At 62.6% G+C, this 17,591-nt stretch carries 18 protein-coding genes; 11 read left to right on the top strand and 7 right to left on the bottom strand.

Annotation, left to right across the window (positions count from 1 at the left end; genetic code table 11):
- Window positions 1-4: 4 nt before the first annotated feature.
- Entirely contained in the window at window positions 5-1,945 is a 1,941-nt protein-coding gene (locus ACQ4WY_RS21770; protein ID WP_436505870.1) for a methyl-accepting chemotaxis protein, read from the top strand.
- A gap of 7 nt (window positions 1,946-1,952) precedes the next feature.
- On the opposite strand, the gene ACQ4WY_RS21765 is transcribed toward ACQ4WY_RS21770, so the two are convergent.
- Complete coding sequence (locus ACQ4WY_RS21765) at window positions 1,953-2,852, bottom strand: LysR family transcriptional regulator (RefSeq protein WP_436505869.1); 900 nt, start codon at window positions 2,850-2,852, stop codon at window positions 1,953-1,955.
- Between the two features lie 120 nt (window positions 2,853-2,972).
- Between ACQ4WY_RS21765 and ACQ4WY_RS21760 the strand changes: the two genes are divergently transcribed.
- Window positions 2,973-3,905 carry a DMT family transporter gene (locus tag ACQ4WY_RS21760; protein WP_436505868.1) on the top strand — a complete coding sequence of 311 codons (933 nt, stop codon included), beginning with the start codon at window positions 2,973-2,975 and terminating at the stop codon, window positions 3,903-3,905.
- Here ACQ4WY_RS21760 and ACQ4WY_RS21755 read toward each other — a convergent pair whose 3' ends face one another.
- The gene (locus ACQ4WY_RS21755) at window positions 3,906-4,784 is read right to left on the bottom strand and encodes a serine hydrolase (RefSeq protein ID WP_035826880.1); all 879 of its coding nucleotides are present in this window, start codon (window positions 4,782-4,784) and stop codon (window positions 3,906-3,908) included. It abuts the gene before it with no gap.
- A gap of 415 nt (window positions 4,785-5,199) precedes the next feature.
- Between ACQ4WY_RS21755 and ACQ4WY_RS21750 the strand changes: the two genes are divergently transcribed.
- From ACQ4WY_RS21750 to ACQ4WY_RS21740, 3 genes are read left to right on the top strand one after another with little or no spacing between them, the layout of a single operon-like run.
- Window positions 5,200-6,459 carry a sensor histidine kinase gene (locus tag ACQ4WY_RS21750; protein ID WP_436505867.1) on the top strand — a complete coding sequence of 420 codons (1,260 nt, stop codon included), beginning with the start codon at window positions 5,200-5,202 and terminating at the stop codon, window positions 6,457-6,459.
- A complete protein-coding gene (locus ACQ4WY_RS21745; RefSeq protein ID WP_436505865.1) occupies window positions 6,456-7,205 on the top strand; it encodes a LytR/AlgR family response regulator transcription factor in 750 nt (249 codons plus the stop codon). The genes ACQ4WY_RS21750 and ACQ4WY_RS21745 overlap by 4 nt, the downstream gene beginning before the upstream one ends.
- A 43-nt stretch (window positions 7,206-7,248) precedes the next feature.
- Entirely contained in the window at window positions 7,249-7,677 is a 429-nt protein-coding gene (locus tag ACQ4WY_RS21740) for a DsrE family protein (RefSeq protein WP_436505864.1), read from the top strand.
- Window positions 7,678-7,746: 69 nt separating this feature from the next.
- On the opposite strand, the gene ACQ4WY_RS21735 is transcribed toward ACQ4WY_RS21740, so the two are convergent.
- Both ACQ4WY_RS21735 and ACQ4WY_RS21730 read right to left on the bottom strand, forming a co-directional pair.
- Window positions 7,747-7,965: a TOBE domain-containing protein gene (locus ACQ4WY_RS21735; RefSeq protein WP_034757699.1), complete on the bottom strand. Its 219-nt coding sequence runs from the start codon at window positions 7,963-7,965 to the stop codon at window positions 7,747-7,749.
- A gap of 213 nt (window positions 7,966-8,178) precedes the next feature.
- A complete protein-coding gene (locus ACQ4WY_RS21730; protein ID WP_436505863.1) occupies window positions 8,179-9,399 on the bottom strand; it encodes a hypothetical protein in 1,221 nt (406 codons plus the stop codon).
- Window positions 9,400-9,561: 162 nt separating this feature from the next.
- On the opposite strand from ACQ4WY_RS21730, the gene ACQ4WY_RS21725 reads away from it, so the two are divergent.
- Window positions 9,562-10,707 carry a helix-turn-helix transcriptional regulator gene (locus ACQ4WY_RS21725; RefSeq protein WP_436505862.1) on the top strand — a complete coding sequence of 382 codons (1,146 nt, stop codon included), beginning with the start codon at window positions 9,562-9,564 and terminating at the stop codon, window positions 10,705-10,707.
- A gap of 43 nt (window positions 10,708-10,750) precedes the next feature.
- Here ACQ4WY_RS21725 and ACQ4WY_RS21720 read toward each other — a convergent pair whose 3' ends face one another.
- Window positions 10,751-11,806 carry a sulfate ABC transporter substrate-binding protein gene (locus ACQ4WY_RS21720; RefSeq protein WP_436505861.1) on the bottom strand — a complete coding sequence of 352 codons (1,056 nt, stop codon included), beginning with the start codon at window positions 11,804-11,806 and terminating at the stop codon, window positions 10,751-10,753.
- Window positions 11,807-12,106: 300 nt separating this feature from the next.
- Between ACQ4WY_RS21720 and ACQ4WY_RS21715 the strand changes: the two genes are divergently transcribed.
- Window positions 12,107-12,637 (top strand): GNAT family N-acetyltransferase, encoded by a 531-nt coding sequence (locus ACQ4WY_RS21715; protein WP_436505860.1) that lies wholly within the window; start codon window positions 12,107-12,109, stop codon window positions 12,635-12,637.
- A gap of 66 nt (window positions 12,638-12,703) precedes the next feature.
- Here ACQ4WY_RS21715 and ACQ4WY_RS21710 read toward each other — a convergent pair whose 3' ends face one another.
- The gene (locus ACQ4WY_RS21710; RefSeq protein ID WP_436505859.1) at window positions 12,704-13,516 is read right to left on the bottom strand and encodes a class II glutamine amidotransferase; all 813 of its coding nucleotides are present in this window, start codon (window positions 13,514-13,516) and stop codon (window positions 12,704-12,706) included.
- Window positions 13,517-13,750: 234 nt separating this feature from the next.
- Here ACQ4WY_RS21710 and ACQ4WY_RS21705 point away from each other — a divergent pair, with 234 nt between their 5' ends.
- From ACQ4WY_RS21705 to ACQ4WY_RS21695, 3 genes are all read left to right on the top strand, one after another.
- Window positions 13,751-14,587: an EAL domain-containing protein gene (locus tag ACQ4WY_RS21705; RefSeq protein WP_436505858.1), complete on the top strand. Its 837-nt coding sequence runs from the start codon at window positions 13,751-13,753 to the stop codon at window positions 14,585-14,587.
- 99 nt (window positions 14,588-14,686) lie between these two features.
- The gene (locus tag ACQ4WY_RS21700) at window positions 14,687-15,436 is read left to right on the top strand and encodes a YcbK family protein (RefSeq protein ID WP_436505857.1); all 750 of its coding nucleotides are present in this window, start codon (window positions 14,687-14,689) and stop codon (window positions 15,434-15,436) included.
- Window positions 15,437-15,559: 123 nt separating this feature from the next.
- Complete coding sequence (locus ACQ4WY_RS21695; protein WP_436505856.1) at window positions 15,560-16,441, top strand: LysR family transcriptional regulator; 882 nt, start codon at window positions 15,560-15,562, stop codon at window positions 16,439-16,441.
- Here ACQ4WY_RS21695 and ACQ4WY_RS21690 read toward each other — a convergent pair.
- Window positions 16,417-16,884 carry a PACE efflux transporter gene (locus ACQ4WY_RS21690; protein WP_353657648.1) on the bottom strand — a complete coding sequence of 156 codons (468 nt, stop codon included), beginning with the start codon at window positions 16,882-16,884 and terminating at the stop codon, window positions 16,417-16,419. The genes ACQ4WY_RS21695 and ACQ4WY_RS21690 overlap by 25 nt on opposite strands.
- 182 nt (window positions 16,885-17,066) lie before the next feature.
- Between ACQ4WY_RS21690 and ACQ4WY_RS21685 the strand changes: the two genes are divergently transcribed.
- On the top strand, window positions 17,067-17,510 hold the full coding sequence (locus ACQ4WY_RS21685) for a hypothetical protein (protein ID WP_436505855.1): 444 nt from the start codon (window positions 17,067-17,069) through the stop codon (window positions 17,508-17,510).
- Window positions 17,511-17,591: the final 81 nt, after the last annotated feature.

Here is a 17,591-nt window from a genome sequence, read left to right as displayed (position 1 = left end):
CATCATGTTGTCTTCCCTTCGCACGCGGCTGGTGCTCATTTGCGTTTCCATCGTCGTGCTGTCCATGCTGGCCTTGTCGGTCGCCAATTACGTTACCACGCGGAGCAGCATGCTGGCGTCGGCCGACCAGCAGATGCAGCAACTGCTGCACAGCCAGTCGGCCGTGCTGGCGCAATGGGTCGATGGCAAGAAGAAGGTCATGGCATCCGTCGTGATGTCGGCCGAGACGCCCGATCCGCTGCGCGCTTTTCAGATCGCGGAAAAGGCTGGCGATTTTACGGAGGTCTTCATCGGCTACTCGGACAAGCGCTCCGTATTTACCCATCCGGGGCGCCCGGCCGATTTCGATCCTACCGCGCGCGCCTGGTACACGGACACCTTCAAGGCCGGCGTGCCGATGCTCACGCCGCCGTATGTGGACGCGGCCAGCCACAAGCTGGTGGTGTCGTTTACGGCGCCCGTCGGCCCGAAAGAGGCGCCGGTGGGCGTGGCGGGCGCGGACGTGCTGCTCGATACGGTGATCGCCAACGTGGTGGCGATCAAGCCGACGCCGCACAGCTTTGCCTTCCTGGTCGACCAGAGCGGCACCATCATCGCCCATGCCAACAAGGACCTGAGCCTGCAGCCGGTGGCGAAACTCGATGCGGCGCTGTCGGCCGCGCAGGTCAACCGGCTGGAAAGCACGCGCACGAGCGAGGCCGTGCGCCTGAATGACCGAGACGGCATGCTGTACGTCACGCGCGTGGCGGGGACAAGCTGGCTGCTGGCCGTGGTGCTGGACCAGCAGGAAGCCATGCAAGCCTTGCAGACGATGCTGACGACGGCCACCGTCACGGCCGCGCTGCTGACCGGGCTGGCGGCGCTGCTCCTGTCGCTGCTGGTCTTCAAAATGCTCAAGCGTTTGGAACTGGTGCGCGACGCGCTCGACGACATCGCCTCGGGCGAAGGCGACCTGACGCGCCGCCTCGACGCATCCGGCGTGGATGAACTGGCGCAGATCGCCGGCGCCTTCAACCGCTTTATCGACAAGATCGCCGTCGTGCTGGTGAAAATCCGCACAGCCAGCGAATCGGTCAAGGTTTCCTCAATGGAAATCGCCGCCGGCAACCAGGACCTGTCGTCGCGCACGGAACAGCAAGCGAGCTCGCTGGAAGAGACGGCCGCCTCGATGGAAGAGCTGACCAGCACGGTGAAACAGAATGCCGACAATGCACGCCAGGCCAACCAGATGGCGCAATCGGCGTCCGGTGTGGCCAGCAAGGGCGGGCAAGTGGTGGCGCAGGTGGTCGATACCATGGCGTCGATCAACGATTCGTCGAAGAAGATCGTCGACATCATCAGCGTCATCGACGGCATCGCCTTCCAGACGAATATCCTGGCCTTGAATGCGGCCGTGGAAGCGGCGCGCGCGGGCGAGCAGGGGCGCGGCTTTGCCGTGGTGGCGACGGAAGTGCGCAGCCTGGCGCAGAGGTCAAGCCAGGCGGCCAAGGAAATCAAGCTGCTGATCGATGATTCAGTGGGCAAGGTCGATTCGGGCGCGCGCCTCGTCGACGAGGCTGGCGCGACGATGCAGGAAATCGTCGACAGCGTGCGCCGCGTGACCGACATCATGGGCGAGATCACGGCCGCCAGCGTCGAGCAAAGCTCGGGCATCGAACAGGTGAACCAGGCCATCGCGCAAATGGACCAGGTGACGCAGCAGAATGCGGCCCTGGTGGAGGAGGCTGCCGCTGCGGCGGAAAGCCTGCAAGACCAGGCCAGCACCCTGGCGCAGGTGGTGGGCGTGTTCAAGCTCGATGAGGGGCAGGCGCCGCCGCAGCAGCAGCATCAGCCGGCCAGGCCTGTGGTGCGCGCGGCCATCGCACCGCGCATCGCCAGCCGCCCGGTCACTCAAGCGGCCGGCCACAAGACGGCGGAACGCAGCGAGGAGTGGGAAACTTTCTAGATGGCGTTCACGTGCGACGGGGCGCCAGGGTCGGCGCCATCTGTTTCGCCACATCGAAAAAAGCGTTGGTGGCGGGCGTGTTCTGGCGCCGGTCGCGCACGGCCAGGCCCACTTTGCGGCTGACGGGCGGGTTTAACGGCAGGGCCACCAGCTCCGGATACTGCTCGCGCAGGCGCTGCGGCAGGGCCAGTTCGGCGACGATGGACAGGCCGTCGCCACGGCTGACCATGTCGAGGATGGTGATCACCTGGCTGATGCGGTAGGGCACCTGCGGCTGCAAGCCCGCATTGGCGAACAGCGGTTCGATCAGGCAGGCGCAGCCCGCCTCGGACATGATGAACGGCCCTTCGCACAATTGGGCCAGGGTGATGGCGGTTTCGCTGGACAAGGCATGGCTGCGCGGCACCAGCGCCATCATCTGGTCCTCCACCAGTGGCGCCGTATCAAAACGCTCGTCGGGCAGCACGACGAAGCCGACATCCACGCGGCGTTCGCGTATCCATTGCACCACCTCATGGTCGGCGCCTTCGTCGATGCGCAGGTCGATGCCCGGATAGCGCAGGCGAAATTGCGCCGTGATGGCCGGCAGCAGATTCAAGGACGAGGTGGGACCGAAGGAGCCGATGCGCAGGGTACCCTGGCGCTGGCCCAGCACGTCGGCCGCCTCCTGCCGCATGGCTTCCGACAAGCCGAGAATTTCGCGTGCGCGCACGAGCAGCTGGCGGCCCACGTCCGTCAGCTCGGCCGACGCCTGGTGGCGCACGATGAGGTCCACGCCCATCTCCTTTTCCAGCGCTTTCAAGGCATGCGAGACGGCCGACTGGCTGATGCCCAGCTGCGCGGCGGCCGCGGAAAAGCCGTGCAGTTCGGCCACCAGGGTAAAAATTTCCAGTTGCGTGAAGGTCATAGTGTGGTTTCTTTGATGTATGAGTATTTACTCATTATTTCATGAGTTGATATTAGTATTAATATATAAGTGTAACGCATGCACACCACCCGCCGCACCAGCGGCCACACAGGATATTCCATGTCTTCTTCCGCCATACCTTCAGCCGCCTTGCCTTCAGTGCAATCGCCGCTCGTCTACCTCAAATTGATTTTCGTTGCCCTGTTCTGGGGCGGCACCTTTATCGCGGGGCGCGTGCTGGCGCAGCAGATGCCGCCCATGACGGCTGCCAGCGGACGCTTCGGCGTGGCCGTACTGCTGCTGGTCGTGCTGGCCTGGAAACTCGAAGGGGGCTTGCCGCGCCTGGACCGCAAGCAATTGATGACGACGGCGGCGCTCGGCCTGACGGGCATCTTTTTATATAACCTGTGCTTCCTGGCGGCCCTGTCGCGCATGCCGGCGGGGCGCACGGCCCTGTTCGTGGCCTTGAATCCCATTGTCACGGCGCTGGCCTCGGCCATGCTGTTCCGCGAACGGCTCGGTTCCTTCAAGTGGCTGGGCATCATGCTGGCGTTTTGCGGCACGGCCATCGTCATCACGCGCGGCGATCTCGCTGGCGTGCTGCACGGCACGGGCGGCGGCATCGGCATGGGTGAAGTGTTCATGTTCTGCGGCATTTCCAGCTGGGCCGCCTACACCCTGATCGGCCGGGTCGCGCTGAAGGGCTTGAGCCCGATTGCGGCCACCACGTATGCATCGATGTGGGGCCTGGCCTTTTTGCTGGTGGGGGCGGTGGTGGAATTCCCCACCGTGCCATGGCACAGCTTTGGCTGGCAAGTGTGGGCCGCCATCGGCTACCTGGGCGTGTTCGGCACGGTGATCGGCTTTGTCTGGTATTACGAAGGCGTGAAAGCGCTGGGCCCGTCGCGCACGGCCGTGTTCAACAACCTCGTGCCCGTGTTCGGCATCGTGCTGGCAGCGGCGCTCTTGGGCGAGCCGGTGCTGGTCTCGATGCTGGTGGGCGGCGCGGTGACGATAGCCGGCGTGGTGATGACCAACCGGCAAGCGAAATAATTATTTTGCGCGGCGGCGCTTGCTGGGCTTGGCCGGCGCCTTCTTGTGCCGGCTGACGGAAGCGCGCATCACTTTCGGCTCTTCGATGCCGTTCTCGGCCGCCAGCATGCGACGGATGTTGACGGCATCCATGGCACGTACGGAATTGGCGCGCGCGTTGAGCAAAATCATGGTGGCGAACTTGCCGGCCGACTTGATGCGCATGATCAGGCAACGGCCCGCTTCATTCGTGTAGCCCGTCTTCGACAGGCCGATGTCCCAGCCCTTGGCGCCCACCAGGCGGTTCGTGTTGTGGTATTCCACATCGCGCCCCTTGATCTGGATCACGTCCTTCGAATCGGTGGTGATGCGGCTGATTTCCGGGTAGCGCGAGGCGGCCACGGCCATCTTGACGAGATCCGCTGCCGTCGACTGGTTATTCGGCGACAAGCCCGTCGGTTCTTCGATCACGGTCTGGCGCATGCCCAGGGCCTTGATCTTGGCGTTGACGGCCACGGCAAACGCAGTCGGGCCGCCGGGGAAGGTGCGCGCCAGCGAGGCGGCGGCGCGGTTGTCGGATGACATCAGCGCCAGTTGCAGCACGTCGTGGCGGCTCAGGGTGGCGCCCACGGGCACGCGCGAGGTGCTGTGTTTCAAGGTGTCGACATCCTCGCGGTCGATGCTGATCTCTTCCTGCATGTTCGCCTTGGAGTCGAGCACGACCATGGCCGTCATGAGTTTGGTCAGCGAGGCGATGGGCACCACCACATTGGAATTCTTTTCAAGCAAGACTTTGCCTGTGCCATCTTCAACCACCAGTATCGACTGGGAACCGAAGGGCACGGCGATGGCCGCTGTCGAAAGCGTCATCAGCACCGCGGCGAACATTTTTTTGAGCATGGGATTGTAATGGGAAAGCAGTTTTGGGGCGCCATCGTGGGCGCTGCGCGCAAATCCGGAAGCGGGCCGCGCGGGGACGCGGCGTGTATCTCGGAGGCAATATTTGCCAAGCTTAAACAATACCATTAAAGATCAAGCGATGTCTACGGTACAGGCCGGCGACAGGCGGTCTTGCGGCCGATTTAGCAAATAAATGAGGCTAATCTTGCCGTAGTGAAAATTGTTACGCAATTATTGATTTCGCCTTGGAAACTTCGTATTATTTCAGCAATATTGGCAGCCATGGCCTTGCAGGCGCCGCGCGCTTCGTCGTTGGTGCCTGCCGCTTCGTGCTTCGTCGCCCCACGCTATGCCCTGCAACAAGGGCGCCGTAGACTGCGTTCATGCCTGAATCACAGCCCACGGAGAACGCATCGTGTTAAAAAAATATACGGACTGGTACCGCAGCATCGACGAGGAATCGCTGCTGGTATTGAAACACCCCGAGATGGCGGCGCAGGTCCAGGGACGGGTACGTCGCTACGTCGCCATGAAGCTGGTCAAGCTGACGCCGATCGAGCGCCAGCAATTGCATGATTTCCTGCTCAAGTACCGTGGCGCCGGCTTTTATATCGCCGCCTTCAAGCTGATGCTGTTGTTCAGCGCCATCGGCGTCGCGCTGCACCTGCTGTTGCCGGTCAAGTTCGACCTGCTCAAGGCCCTGGCCTTCAGCAACGGCCTCGGTTTTGCGCTGGCCTGGGGCGTGGTTGGCGTCTGGTTCAATTACCGCAGTTCCGTGCGTAACAAGCTCAAGAAACTGCTGCTGGTCATCTCGACCTGCGCGGCCGGGGTGGCGACAGGCGTGCTGCTGGCGGGCCTGAGCGATACCGGTTCCATGGGCATGGCGTTCGAGCGCCTGCTGCGCGTCGGCGGCATCGCCTTGCAGGTGGCCGTCGTGATTTACATGGTGCCGCTGGCCATCGTGACCAGCTGGCGCAACCGCCAGTACGAAGCGCTGACCCGGCAGCTGCATCAGGATGCCGAGCGCGACCGGCTGGCTCGCGAGCTGAGCGAATCGCAGCTGCGCTTGCTGCGTGCGCAGATCGAACCGCATTTTCTGTTCAATACCCTGGGCGCCGTGCAGCAGCTGGCAGAGCAGGGGGCGCAAGGCGCAGGCAAGGCCGCGGCATTGACGGCTGACCTGATCGCCTTCTTGCGCGCCAGCCTGGCGGAAATGCGCAGCGAACAAGTGCCCTTGCAAAGCGAGTTCGACATGGCGGCTGCGTATTTGCGCGTGATGCAGGCGCGCATGGGCTCCCGCCTGCGCTATGCGCTGGACTTGCCGCCCGAGTTTGCGCACGCGATGATTCCCAGCATGATCTTGCTGACCTTGGTGGAAAATGCCATCAAGCACGGTATTGAACCATCGTTGCGCGGTGGCGAGATCAGCCTGTCGGCGCTGCGGGTGGACGGCATATTGCGCTTGCGCGTGCAGGATACCGGCATGGGTTTGCCGTCAGGCGGCGCTGACAGCGCACAGGGCGGCGGCCTGGGTCTGGAAAACGTGCGCAGCCGGCTGTTGCTGTCCGATCCGTCCGCCAGCCTGAGCCTGCGCGACGGCGAAGAGGGCGGCGTGATCGCTGAAATATTGCTACCCATCAAAATTGAAACCAGCTTGAAAGAACCTGCCGCATGAACCCCACCATCCTGATCGCCGAAGACGAGCCCCTGATGCGCGAGCGCCTGCAAATGATGCTGGCGCTGGCCTGGCCCGAAGCGCGCATCGTGCTGGTGGCGGAAAACGGCAACGACGCCTGGGACGGTTTCCTCGAGCATGAGCCGGACGTGGTCTTTCTCGACATCCGCATGCCGGGCCTGTCGGGCCTGGAAGTGGCCGAGCGCATCGGCACCCGGGCGCACGTGGTGTTTGTCACCGCGTATGACCAGTATGCCGTCGATGCGTTCGACGCGGGCGCCGTCGATTATCTGTTGAAACCCGTGCAGGCCGAACGCTTGCAGCGGGCGCTGGCCCGCCTGCACGACAAGCTGGGCGCGCAGCCGGCGGACATGGCGCACCTGCTGCAGTCGCTGCGCGCGGCGTTGCCGGCGCCGCCGCGCGAAAAACTGAAATGGATCAAGGCCAGCGTGGGCAAGCAGATCCGCCTGATCGACATCGACGACGTGCTGTTCTTCCAGGCCGACACCAAGTACACGCGCGTCGTGCTGGCCGGCTCGGAAGCGCTGGTGCGCACGCCGCTGAAGGATTTATTGGGCGGCCTCGATCCGGAACAGTTCTGGCAAATCCACCGCGGCACCATGGTCAATGTGAAAGCCATCGAGGCGGCCGAGCGCATCGACGCCGAGCGCATGCAGGTGCTGCTGCGCGGCAGCACGGAAAAGCTGCCCGTCAGCCGCACATTTACCTATTTGTTCAGGGATTGATATGATGGCAATGTTTTTAATCTACCACTGAAATGGACATCTCATGACAATCTTGCGCCGCTGGTTCACCACCATCCTTCTTTCCGTGCTCGCTTGCAGCGCCGTCGCGGCAGCGCAGAAGGAGGAAAAGGTGGTGTACCACGTCAATGACGCCAGCAATGCGGCGGCTGCGCTGAAGAATATCCGCAATCACCTGGACGCCAGCCCCCAAGCCACCATCGTGCTCGTCGCGCATGGCCTCGGCATCGACTTCCTGCTCGACGGCGCCATCGACAAGAATGGTTCACCGTATGACGTGGTGGTGCGCGAGCTGGCCAAGCGCGGCGTGAGCTTTCGTGTCTGTAATAACACCTTGCAAGGACGCAATATCGACCTCCAGCGGGTGCTGCCCGAAGCCATCATCGTGCCCTCGGGCGTGGCCGAGCTGAGCCGCTTGCAGTGGCAGGAAGGGTATGTATATATTAAGCCCTGACATCAAGCCCTGACGCAATCGCCGCGCCGCTGCCGGATGGCAAGGGCGCGGCGCATGGGAAGAGGAAGCTTACTGGATCTTGGCGATCGATACTTCCGTCGATTTCACGAGTGCGATGACTTCGCTGCCTACTTTCAGGTCCAGGTCCTTGATCGAGCGCGAGGTGATCACCGACGTGACGATGCCGTGCGGCGTTTCCACATCCACTTCCGACACCACGGGGCCAAAGATGATTTCCTTGATCTTGCCGCGAAACTGGTTGCGTACATTCACTTCCGAGATAGCCATGATATTTCCTTTGTGCCCGTAATACGCCGTGCGGCGCGACAAGGCCAGAGTACGGCGCGCGCGCGATTTTGACCACGAATCGATGCGCATATCGATATGCGGAAAGTGTGCAAAAGTGCTGATGCAAGCATATTATTCGCCTATGCGTGGCAGCCGGAAGTACAAGCTGTTGCCGACGAGGCAAGCGGGTCCGCCTTGTGCCGCCAGTCGCGCCTAGTCTTTCGCCTGGCCGCTTTCGGACAGTGCCGTACCGGCGCCTGGCTTGCGTTTCTTTGGAGTAAGAACGGGCGTCCAGTTTTCCGCATCAGGCAAGGGTGTCATGTCGTCCGTGGGCATGCGCATGGTGACGCTATATGGCTGAGTAGTGCCGGGGAGTAAGTCCGCCTTCAGCACCGCCTTGCATTGGTTCATCACTTCCTTGTAGTGCTCCCACATCTCCACGGACTTCTTCGGATGATTGATGAAGGTGATGCACATATCGGTCAAGTGCCCCTTCTTCAAAATCATGCTGACGATATCGGTGCTGGCCTTGGCCAGGTGCGCTGCCGTGCTGGCATTGATGGTGCTGGCATACAGCGGCGCCGGCATGCCGTTGCCAGCGTTTGCGCCGCCCTGGCTTTGCGCCAGCTGGTCTGCCAACAGTTCTTCGAGCTCAGCCCGCTCGGCACGTGCCTGCGCCAACGCCGTGCTGGCGCTGGCAGAACTTGCGCCATCCTGCGTTGTCTTAAGCATGCGGACTTCCTGGCTTGCCGGTGCAGCCAGCTTGCTTGTGGCCGGGGTCGCTGACATGGCTTGCGCATCGGCATTGGTTTGCATGGCTTGTTCTTTCTTGATCGCGAGATCGAGTTTGGCTTGCGTTGCCAGGGCGTCCTGGGATGCCTGCAGGCGCTGTTTCGCCACTGCGGCCACGTCGGCATGGTCCGACAGCACAGGCTGGCGCGCTACCACGGCGCCGGTCAGTTGCTCGATGGCCAGGATACCCAGCGTGAGGTCTTGCGAACGCTCCATGAGCAGCATGACGTCCGCGTCATTAAGCCATTTGTTTTGTGCGTATTCGCAGATGTTGAACAGTTGCTGACGCATCAGGGTAATGCTTTGGGAGTGCAGTCCCACGCTGGCGGCATTGGCGCGCAGGGCATTCGAGATGGAGGCGCCATCGGGACCGGCGCTGAGCGTGCCGCCGAATGCGGAAGCGTACGATTGCAGGGCATCCGGCGTGGGTTCGGCGCAGGCCTTGCCGTCTTTCGTGACATGGATCACGCGTTGGGCCGCATCGAGGTGGATGGCCTTGCCGTCGTCCGGCAAGTCAGTCGTGCGGTGGATGGTGTTCAGGTTGGCGCATGCGGACAGCGCCAGCAGGGCGGAGGCGCCGGCTGCCATGCGCAAGGGGCGAACCAGGGGGAGGATGCGGCGACCGGTATCGATTGTAAGCATGATGTTACTCCTTGGTGAGGGCGAAGTTGGAAAAGCACGGGCGATGGCGGTGCGCATGGCAGGCGCCATCGATGCCATGGTGCGTGCCGGGCCGCTGCCGCGCATCCTTCAAGTGAAGGACGCGGCACCGGTTTGCCGATTTTTTTTCAGGCAGGGGGAACGATGGACAAGGAGGACGCCGATCCCGTCATTGCCGCCTTTTACCGGGCGGCACTGGAGCCGGCGCAGTGGGACGCTGCCCTGCGCGCATTCGCGCGGCTTGCCGGCGGCGACGTTGCCTGCTGTTTCCTGAAAGCGGAAGCGGGGATGGCGCCATCGCGCGCCTGTGTCACGGGCCTGGACGAACAAGCGTGGGAGCATGGTTACCGCCGCTACTATCACACGCTCGATCCCGGTTATGCGGTTCTCACGCGCGCGCCACCCGGGCGCATGCATCTGATGCAAGATTATTTCAGCGAGCAGGCCGTGGCGCGCAGCGAGTATTTCCAGGACTTCTATTTGCGCGCAGGCGTGCGCTATTCATGCAGCGGCGTCGTGCGCGACAACGGTGCGCTCACCATTCTGTCCGCGCACCGCGCCGCCGGCCAGGGCGCCTATGATCGGAACACGCGCAGGCAGCTGCAGCGCGTGCTCGATCATCTGCCGAATGTGTTCCGCCTGCGCGATACGGCGCAGCAAGCCCAGGCCCATGGCGCGCTGGCCTGGGAAGCGCTCGATGCCTTGCCGCGCGCCATCTTGCTGGTCGACGCCTGCCTGCGGCTGGTTTTCATGAACCTGGCGGCGCAGCGGCTGCTGGCCGCCACGTCGCCGTTCGCCTCCGTGATCACCATGCATGGCGGTAAGGTAGCTGTGCGTGTGAGTCAGCTGCAACAGCAACTGGGCCAGCGCGTGCGGCAGGTCTGCGTCGGACTGGCGTGCCACTGTCCCGCTCCCTTGTATGCCAGCGATGAGGACGGCCGCCCGGCACTGGAAATTGGCATCCTGCCGTTGCCCGTGCGCATCGGCCAGGCTGGCGGGGATGGCGCCAGCCTGGCCATGCTGGCCTTGCGGCCGCTGTTCAGGGCAGGGCGGCGGCATTGGCCCAGTACGGCCGAGCGGCCGTGCGGCTTGACGGGCGCGGAGTGGGCGCTGGCGCTGGCCCTGGCCGACGGCATGGACGCTGCAGAGTACGCGCAGCGCAAGGGCGTGCGCATCAGTACCGTGCGCAGCCAGATCCAGTCGATCCTGGCCAAGACAGGCACGCACCGCAGCAGCGAGATCGCCAGCCTGTTCAGCGCGCTCGAGTGGCAAGCTGGTGCGCAGCCATAAAAAAACCGGGACATGTCCCGGTTTTTTACTGATACGGCGGAGATTACTTCTGATAAATCTTGTCAAATTCACCACCATCGTCAAAGTGTTTCTTTTGTGCCTGTTTCCAGCCGCCAAACACATCGTCGATGGTGAACAGGGTGATCGGCTTGAAGCTGGCTGCGTATTTCTTCGCGACGGCTGCCGAACGGGGACGCAGATAGTGTTTGGCGACCAGTTCCTGGCCTGGTTCCGAGTACAGGTATTGCAGGTAGGCCGTGGCTTCCTTGCGGATGCCGCGGCGGTCGACGACCTTGTCGACGACGGCTACCGGCGACTCGGCCAGGATGGAGATGCTTGGATACACCACTTCGAAGTTGTCGCCGAATTCGGCGCGCACCAGTTGCACCTCATTTTCAAACGTCACCAGCACATCGCCGATTTCACGCTGGGTAAACGTAGTGGTGGCGCCGCGGCCGCCGCCGTCCAGCACGGGCACGTTCTTGAACAGCTTGGTCACCAGCTCGCGCGCCTGCGCTTCGCTGCCGCCCTTTTTCACGGCATAGCCCCACGCCGCCAGGTAGGTGTAGCGGCCATTGCCCGAGGTTTTCGGGTTTGGCACGATAACCTTGATGCCGGGCTTGGCCAGGTCGTCCCAATCCTTGATGTGCTTCGGGTTGCCTTTGCGCACCAGATACACCATGGTCGAGTAAAACGGCGCCGCATTGTTCGGGAACTTCTTGGCCCAGTCGGCCACCACCAGGCCGCGGTCGACGAGGATATCGATGTCATTGGCCTGGTTCATGGTCACGACGGACGCTTCCAGGCCATCGGCGACGGAGCGAGCCTGCTTGCTGGAGCCGCCGTGCGATTGCTTGATGGTAATGGTTTCGCCCGTTTTGGCTTTCCAATCTGCAATAAATGCAGGATTCACATCCTTGAACAGTTCGCGCATCACGTCGTAGGACGCGTTCAGCAAGACCACCGGTTCGGCGGCGCTGGCGGCCATCGGCAGGCTCATGGCGGCAGCGGGAGCGGCCAGGGCGCTGGCCAGGAACCAGCGGCGCGAGCGTTGGGTGAGCGTTGCTGCGGCAGTCGATACGGCGTTGGAATGGGTCATGTTGAACTCTTATTGTGAGAATAGATAGACATAGTCTAAAATTCCGGCCGGAAAAGAAACGAATTTTTCGTAATATGCTTAGACTTGATTTCCGTTTGCGCTAAAAAACATATATCGATTTCTGGAAACATTCGTGGGCAAGATGCGCATCAGCACTTAGTCTGCAGGCATTGCGCCATAGGAAAAACCGGGCCGTGGCGTGCGGCAAAAAACCCGATTGCGCCGCTTGGTGTATAGTCGAATCGCACGATACAGGGCGAAAGCGCCTGCATCGGCAACTGGAATATTTTGTGAGCGTACATGAGTCTTGAAATTCGTATTGCAACATCGACCGACGCTTTCGAGGCGTGCAACGTATTACGACGCTCCATCGTCGAATGCTGCAGCCTCGATCATCGGGACGATCCAGCCATCCTGGAAGCCTGGCTGGGCAATAAAACACCGCAGATGGTGGCGTGCTGGTTCGCGTCGCCGACTAATTTTTCGCTGGTCGCCATCGAGGCGGGCGCCGTCGTCGGCGTCGGCTTGCTGACGCGCGCCGGCAAGCTGGCCCTGTGCTACCTGCTGCCCGAGGCGCAAGGCCGCGGCGCCGGCAAGGCGCTGGTGGAACAATTGGAAGCGCAGGCGCGCGAGTGGGGCATCAAGGCCCTGCAACTGCACAGCACGGCCAGCAGCCAGGCCTTTTTCGTCAAGCAGGGGTATGTCGAGGCGGGCAATGTGCGTTCTCCGTATGGCGTGGAAACGATTTTTTGCTGGAAACAGATTGACCCCACAGGTATCGCTAGCGGCGACCCCAAGCGCAAGCGCTTTTGCAACTGCAATTCGGCCTGACGGCCCTCCGGCACCTCAGCCCGCCCATCCGGCGGCGGGCCTTTCCCCCTCTTTGGATATTTCCCTTCAGTAACTGATCTGGATATACACGCCTTGTTGCGCGCTATCGTTTGCTGGCAGCAAGGTGCCGCCGGCGAACAGTTTCAGTTCGCCGGGCGCGAATGCCAGCCAGTCTTCGTTTTGCGTCAGCGGATGCGTGGCGATGACGGCGATGCGGTCGTCCAGATGGTTGTGCTGGCGAAAGTCGATGCTGCGCTCGCAGTCGATCAGTTGCGCCACGGAAAACGGATATTCGCGTATGACATAGTGCAAATGCGTGGAGCAGTGGGCAAATAGCAGCTCGCCATCCGACAGGATGAAATTGAAGCTGCCGTGCGCGGCGATGTCCGTGGCGACCTCGGCGATGGCGGCGCGCAAGTCGGCGCGCGTCGGTTCGCCCAGGGGAAAGCGCGTGCGCAAGTGGGCCAGCAGGTGGCAGAACGCTTGTTCGCTGTCCGTGTCGCCACTGGCGTGGTAGTACGCATTGGCGGGCGCGCGCCACGTTTTCAAGTCGCCATTGTGGGCGAAGGACCAGGTCTTGCCCCACAGTTCGCGGGCGAACGGGTGAGTGTTTTCTGGCGCGATGCGGCCCTGCGTGGCCTTGCGGATGTGCGCGACGATGTTTTTCGCCTTCACCGGGTGCTGCTGCACCTGGGCCGCCAGCGGCGAATCGATGGCGGCCAGATGATCCGTCAGCAAGGTGCAGCCGCTACTGGAATGATAGGCGATGCCCCAGCCGTCCCGGTGCTCGTCCGTGCGCCCGCCCCGTTCGGCAAAGCCGGCAAAGGAAAATCCCAGCGCTGCAGGCTTGCTGCTGTTCATTGCGAGTAACTGGCACATGGCGGCCCTTCCTGATGGTAACGGTACATGCCCACAGTAAAGGCCGGGGCAGGTCGCTGGAAGGAATGTTTCCGACTATCGTTATGCGTCGGCCGTTGTTGCGCCCATATGTGCTGGGCGCATATCAAATGGCGAAACCATTCGTTCTCCTTTGCTTGACGCTGCCTTACTCTGCACACTTTGGCGCCGCCTGCCCCATGAGGGCAGCTGGCGCAGCCCGATGAAGGAGCATCCATGCCATTTCCCGTCCTGAAGAACTACCTGGCCCGTTTGTCGCACCAAACCCAGGCCGGCACCAGCGTCTGGCTCGACGGGGAGGGCAGGGCGCTGGGGCGCTTTTTCAATTGCACCATGACCAGCGCCTTCCAGCCGCTGCGCGAACTGGACAGCGGCAAGCTGGTGGCGTTCGAGGGCCTGGCGCGCAGCGTGTCGAAGGCGGACGAGGGCTTGTCGCTGTGGCGCCTGCTCGATCACGCGGCCAGCGACGATGAGTCTGTGGAGCTGGACCGGCTGTGCCGCATGCTGCATGCCATCAATTTCTTCCGCCAGAGCGAGGCGGAGCAGTCCGACCTGTACCTGAACGTACATGACCGTTTGCTGAGCGCCGTCAGCAGCAATCACGGCCACGCCTTCCAGCGCATCCTCGACGCGCTGGGCTTGCCCATCGAGCGCATCGTGCTGCAATTGCCGACGGTCACGCCGAACCAGGGCTGGCTGCTCAACTACGTGGCCGACAATTATCGTCGCAACGGTTTCCGCCTGGCCATCAACGTGTCCAGCGTGCATGAGGCAACGGGCATGCTGGAGCGCTTGCACCCGCATGCTTTCAAGCTCGATGCGGGCAACCTCAGCGATGAACAGGCCGTCGCCAGCTTCGTCACCCTGTGCCATGCGGCGAAAATTCGCGTCATCTTCAAGCGCCTCGACACGCCGGCCGCGCTGGCCGCGCTGCAGCGCGTTGCCGCCGCCACGGGCTTGCCCATCGTCGCCCAGGGATATCTGCTGGACAAGCCCTTGACGGCGCTGGCGCAGGCGAAAGGGGCCGCCATCTCCGTCGCGGCCGCCGCCTGAAGCAAAATGCATGGAAATGAGGGCGACACGATAGGCATTGAGGGTTTTTCTTCGCAGCACAATACGCTATAGTATTCCCATCGTTAAATTGGACTGACTATGGCATCGCGCAGAAATTTTCTACATCACGGTATGGGCCTGGCCGCGCTGGGCTTGGTTGCCACCCCGCTCATCGGCTGCGCCTCGCGCACGGCCGCTCCCGCCTCGGCTTCGGCCAGCGCCAAGCCGCGCGCACCGCGCACGGGCGTGCCGCCCCAGCCCACGCAACTGGCCAGCGTCGACCGCTCGATCACTTCGCAGTCGCGCCAGGCCATCACCGAGATGGAACCGCCGCCCGACATCTTCGACGCGCAGGCGCTGGACCTGGAATTCTGGCTCAAGCCCCGCACCCTGGAAGTGGTGCGCCCGGCCAGCAATGAAAAGGCCAGGCTGCTGTACTGGAAAGATGGCGAAGTCATCGATTCGGCTTACCAGGAGCTGTGCCACTTGCTGCGCGACGTGAACGGCAAGAAGACGGCGCCCATCGACCCGAAACTGCTGGAAACCCTGTGGGGCACGCAAGCGTTTGTGGCCCGCTACGGTATCGAGCAACCGCTGGAGATCCTGTCGGGCTACCGCACGGCCGAGTCGAACAGCCGCCTGCGCGAAGCGGGCGTGCCGGCCGCGCGCCAGTCGCTGCACATCTCGGGCCGCGCCGCCGACATCCGCGTGGCCAATCTGAACGCGGAAGTGCTCGGTTCGCTGGTGCGCAGCTTCAAGCAGGGCGGCGTAGGCTTCTACTACCGCTCCGGCCCGCGTGGCGGCTGGATCCATGCGGATACGGGATTGCAGCGCACCTGGAAAGGGTAAACGCCCACGCCAGGCTAGCGCTATGTGGCCGCCGCAGCGATAGGGCGGTGGATGAGGCATGTCGGCCCGGTCATTGCCGATTTGACCGTCGGCGCGTCAAAAAGTGCCACCCTTTTCCACTCCATGAAACTCTCCAGTCATAATATCGAACTGTTCCTGGCCGTCGTCGACGGCGGCTCGTTCTCGGCCGCTGCGCGCGCCCTGCGGCGGGCGCCGTCGGCCGTCAGCATGGCGATTGCCAACATTGAGGCGGAACTGGGCATCGCCCTGTTCGACCGCGGCGCGCGCGAAGCCGTGCCCACGGCGGCGGCGACGGCCCTGATACCGCATGCGCGCCTGATCGCCGAGCAGTTGAAACAGTTGCACTTGCACGTGCAGGAATTGTCGCAGGGATTGGAAAGCCGCATTTCGCTGGGCATCGCGGCCGAACTCGACCATACACCCTTCCTGGCCGCCGTGCGCGCGCTGTCACAGCGCCATCCGCTGCTCGACATCGAAGTGCTGACGGCGCCGCAGGACGATGTGCTCGACATGCTGCACCGGGGCCGCATCAGCGCCTGCATGGCCTTCGCGGGCGGGCGCATCAATCATGCGGAGCAGTTCCAGCTGGTGGGCAGCGATGCCTTGCTGGCGATTATCTCCACCCAACATCCGCCTGACGTGGCGGGCCGGCCCCTGTATATCGAGGAATTGGTGAATTTGCGCCAGATCATCGTCGCCAGCCGCGAACTCGACCTGGCCGATGCGCGCCCTGTGGTGGGCCTGTCCTACTGGCGCACGGACAGCTTGCCGATGGCGCTGTCTATGGTGGAAGCGGGTTTGGGCTGGGGTAACTTTGCCGCCTCGGCGATCCAGCATTCGCTGGCGGCGGGGCGGGTGCGCTGCGTGGCGTTCAAGAATACGGGCAATGGCCTGGTCGTGCCCATCCACCTGGTGTGGATGAAGGACCGGCCGCTGGGCATGGCGGCGCGGTCCTTTCTTCAGTTGCTCAGCGAAGCTGCCTGAACGTCGGACGGTTCCTCTTTCGGCTGCTGCGCCGACAGGGGCACGCCGAACAGGCCGTCGAAGAAGTAATTGAAGATGAAGCTGTAGCACGGGATGATCAGCATCAGCGCGAAGTCCAGCACGAAGGCTTGCCACAGGCTGATATTGAGCCACCAGGCGATCAGCGGGATCAGGTAGATGACGAGGGTGATCTGGAAGCCGATCGCATGCAGGATGCGGCGCCAGACGGTGCGCGTGCGCGACACTTGCCGGATTTCCCAGTATTCGAAAGCCGTGTTGTAGAGCAGGTTCCAGATCACGGCGATGGTGGTGATCATGATCGCCAGCGGTCCCGTGCTGGTGGGCGATTCGCCCGAAAGCAGGGTCAGCCAGGCCGTGGAAATGGCCATGCCGATGATTTCAAAGGCGGTGACGTAGACGATCTTGCGTTTGATGCCTTGCATGTAAAGCCTGTAAAGAAGAGATGGCGCGTATTTTAAGTCAGGCTTGCTGATGTTTGAAGTCGATAGCTATCAGTTTTTCTGATAGGTTCGGTGTGTGAATACCATGCTTGCCATGAACGGTGGATAATGTCGGTTGGCAGGCAGCCGGTCCTGCCGCATCACCGCAGAAAAGGTCAACGAGCATGCAAGGCGCAGCAGACAGCAACATCCCCGATACTCCCGCCAGCGCGGACGAACGTCCCCGTTTCCGCCCCCGTCCGTGGGAGCACCTGGAAACGCCGTACGACGTGGAAGTATGGATCGAGGAACATAACCGCAGCATGCAGGACAATATCCGCGCCACGGAAACGGGCGTGGGCATCTGCTTTACCCTGGCCGAAGGGGGCGATATCTATATGCAGACGAGCGCCGACGGCGCCGTCGTGCTCGACGTGACGCCGGACGCAGCCTGGGTCTCTCCCCTGATCAGCGCGGCCACGGGCTGCGAGACGCCGGCCTCGTCGCTGTGGATCTTGCCTGACGACAAATTGATCCAGCTGATCGTGGGGCTATCGAGCCTGGTGGCCAGCACCTTGCTGGTGGTGGGCCATGATTTCGGCTTGCGCCGGCGCGGCATGGGGCGCTGAGGGCCATGTTGCAGAAACGGCATCCATGGCAGGCATCGCTCGACACCGCGCATTACGCATGCTAGTCTTGCTGCTGCACCC

The organism is Janthinobacterium salmonicoloratum (assembly GCF_051380845.1).
Lineage (GTDB): Bacteria > Pseudomonadota > Gammaproteobacteria > Burkholderiales > Burkholderiaceae_D > Janthinobacterium > Janthinobacterium lividum_F.
Note: the sequence above shows the minus strand (reverse complement) of the source record. Positions and strands in the feature narration are given on the sequence as shown.

Bases quoted from the DNA above. Each gene is read 5' to 3' on its own strand.
- ACQ4WY_RS21765 (WP_436505869.1), bottom strand. From the start codon at position 2,852: ATGACCTTCACGCAACTGGAAATTTTTACCCTGGTGGCCGAACTGCAC.
- ACQ4WY_RS21720 (WP_436505861.1), bottom strand. From the start codon at position 11,806: ATGACCCATTCCAACGCCGTATCGACTGCCGCAGCAACGCTCACCCAA.
- ACQ4WY_RS21700 (WP_436505857.1), top strand. From the start codon at position 14,687: ATGGCATCGCGCAGAAATTTTCTACATCACGGTATGGGCCTGGCCGCG.
- ACQ4WY_RS21745 (WP_436505865.1), top strand. From the start codon at position 6,456: ATGAACCCCACCATCCTGATCGCCGAAGACGAGCCCCTGATGCGCGAG.
- ACQ4WY_RS21725 (WP_436505862.1), top strand. From the start codon at position 9,562: ATGGACAAGGAGGACGCCGATCCCGTCATTGCCGCCTTTTACCGGGCG.
- ACQ4WY_RS21735 (WP_034757699.1), bottom strand. From the start codon at position 7,965: ATGGCTATCTCGGAAGTGAATGTACGCAACCAGTTTCGCGGCAAGATC.
- ACQ4WY_RS21755 (WP_035826880.1), bottom strand. From the start codon at position 4,784: ATGCTCAAAAAAATGTTCGCCGCGGTGCTGATGACGCTTTCGACAGCG.
- ACQ4WY_RS21685 (WP_436505855.1), top strand. From the start codon at position 17,067: ATGCAAGGCGCAGCAGACAGCAACATCCCCGATACTCCCGCCAGCGCG.
- ACQ4WY_RS21710 (WP_436505859.1), bottom strand. From the start codon at position 13,516: ATGTGCCAGTTACTCGCAATGAACAGCAGCAAGCCTGCAGCGCTGGGA.
- ACQ4WY_RS21730 (WP_436505863.1), bottom strand. From the start codon at position 9,399: ATGCTTACAATCGATACCGGTCGCCGCATCCTCCCCCTGGTTCGCCCC.
- ACQ4WY_RS21740 (WP_436505864.1), top strand. From the start codon at position 7,249: ATGACAATCTTGCGCCGCTGGTTCACCACCATCCTTCTTTCCGTGCTC.
- ACQ4WY_RS21690 (WP_353657648.1), bottom strand. From the start codon at position 16,884: ATGCAAGGCATCAAACGCAAGATCGTCTACGTCACCGCCTTTGAAATC.
- ACQ4WY_RS21695 (WP_436505856.1), top strand. From the start codon at position 15,560: ATGAAACTCTCCAGTCATAATATCGAACTGTTCCTGGCCGTCGTCGAC.
- ACQ4WY_RS21760 (WP_436505868.1), top strand. From the start codon at position 2,973: ATGTCTTCTTCCGCCATACCTTCAGCCGCCTTGCCTTCAGTGCAATCG.
- ACQ4WY_RS21770 (WP_436505870.1), top strand. From the start codon at position 5: ATGTTGTCTTCCCTTCGCACGCGGCTGGTGCTCATTTGCGTTTCCATC.
- ACQ4WY_RS21715 (WP_436505860.1), top strand. From the start codon at position 12,107: ATGAGTCTTGAAATTCGTATTGCAACATCGACCGACGCTTTCGAGGCG.
- ACQ4WY_RS21705 (WP_436505858.1), top strand. From the start codon at position 13,751: ATGCCATTTCCCGTCCTGAAGAACTACCTGGCCCGTTTGTCGCACCAA.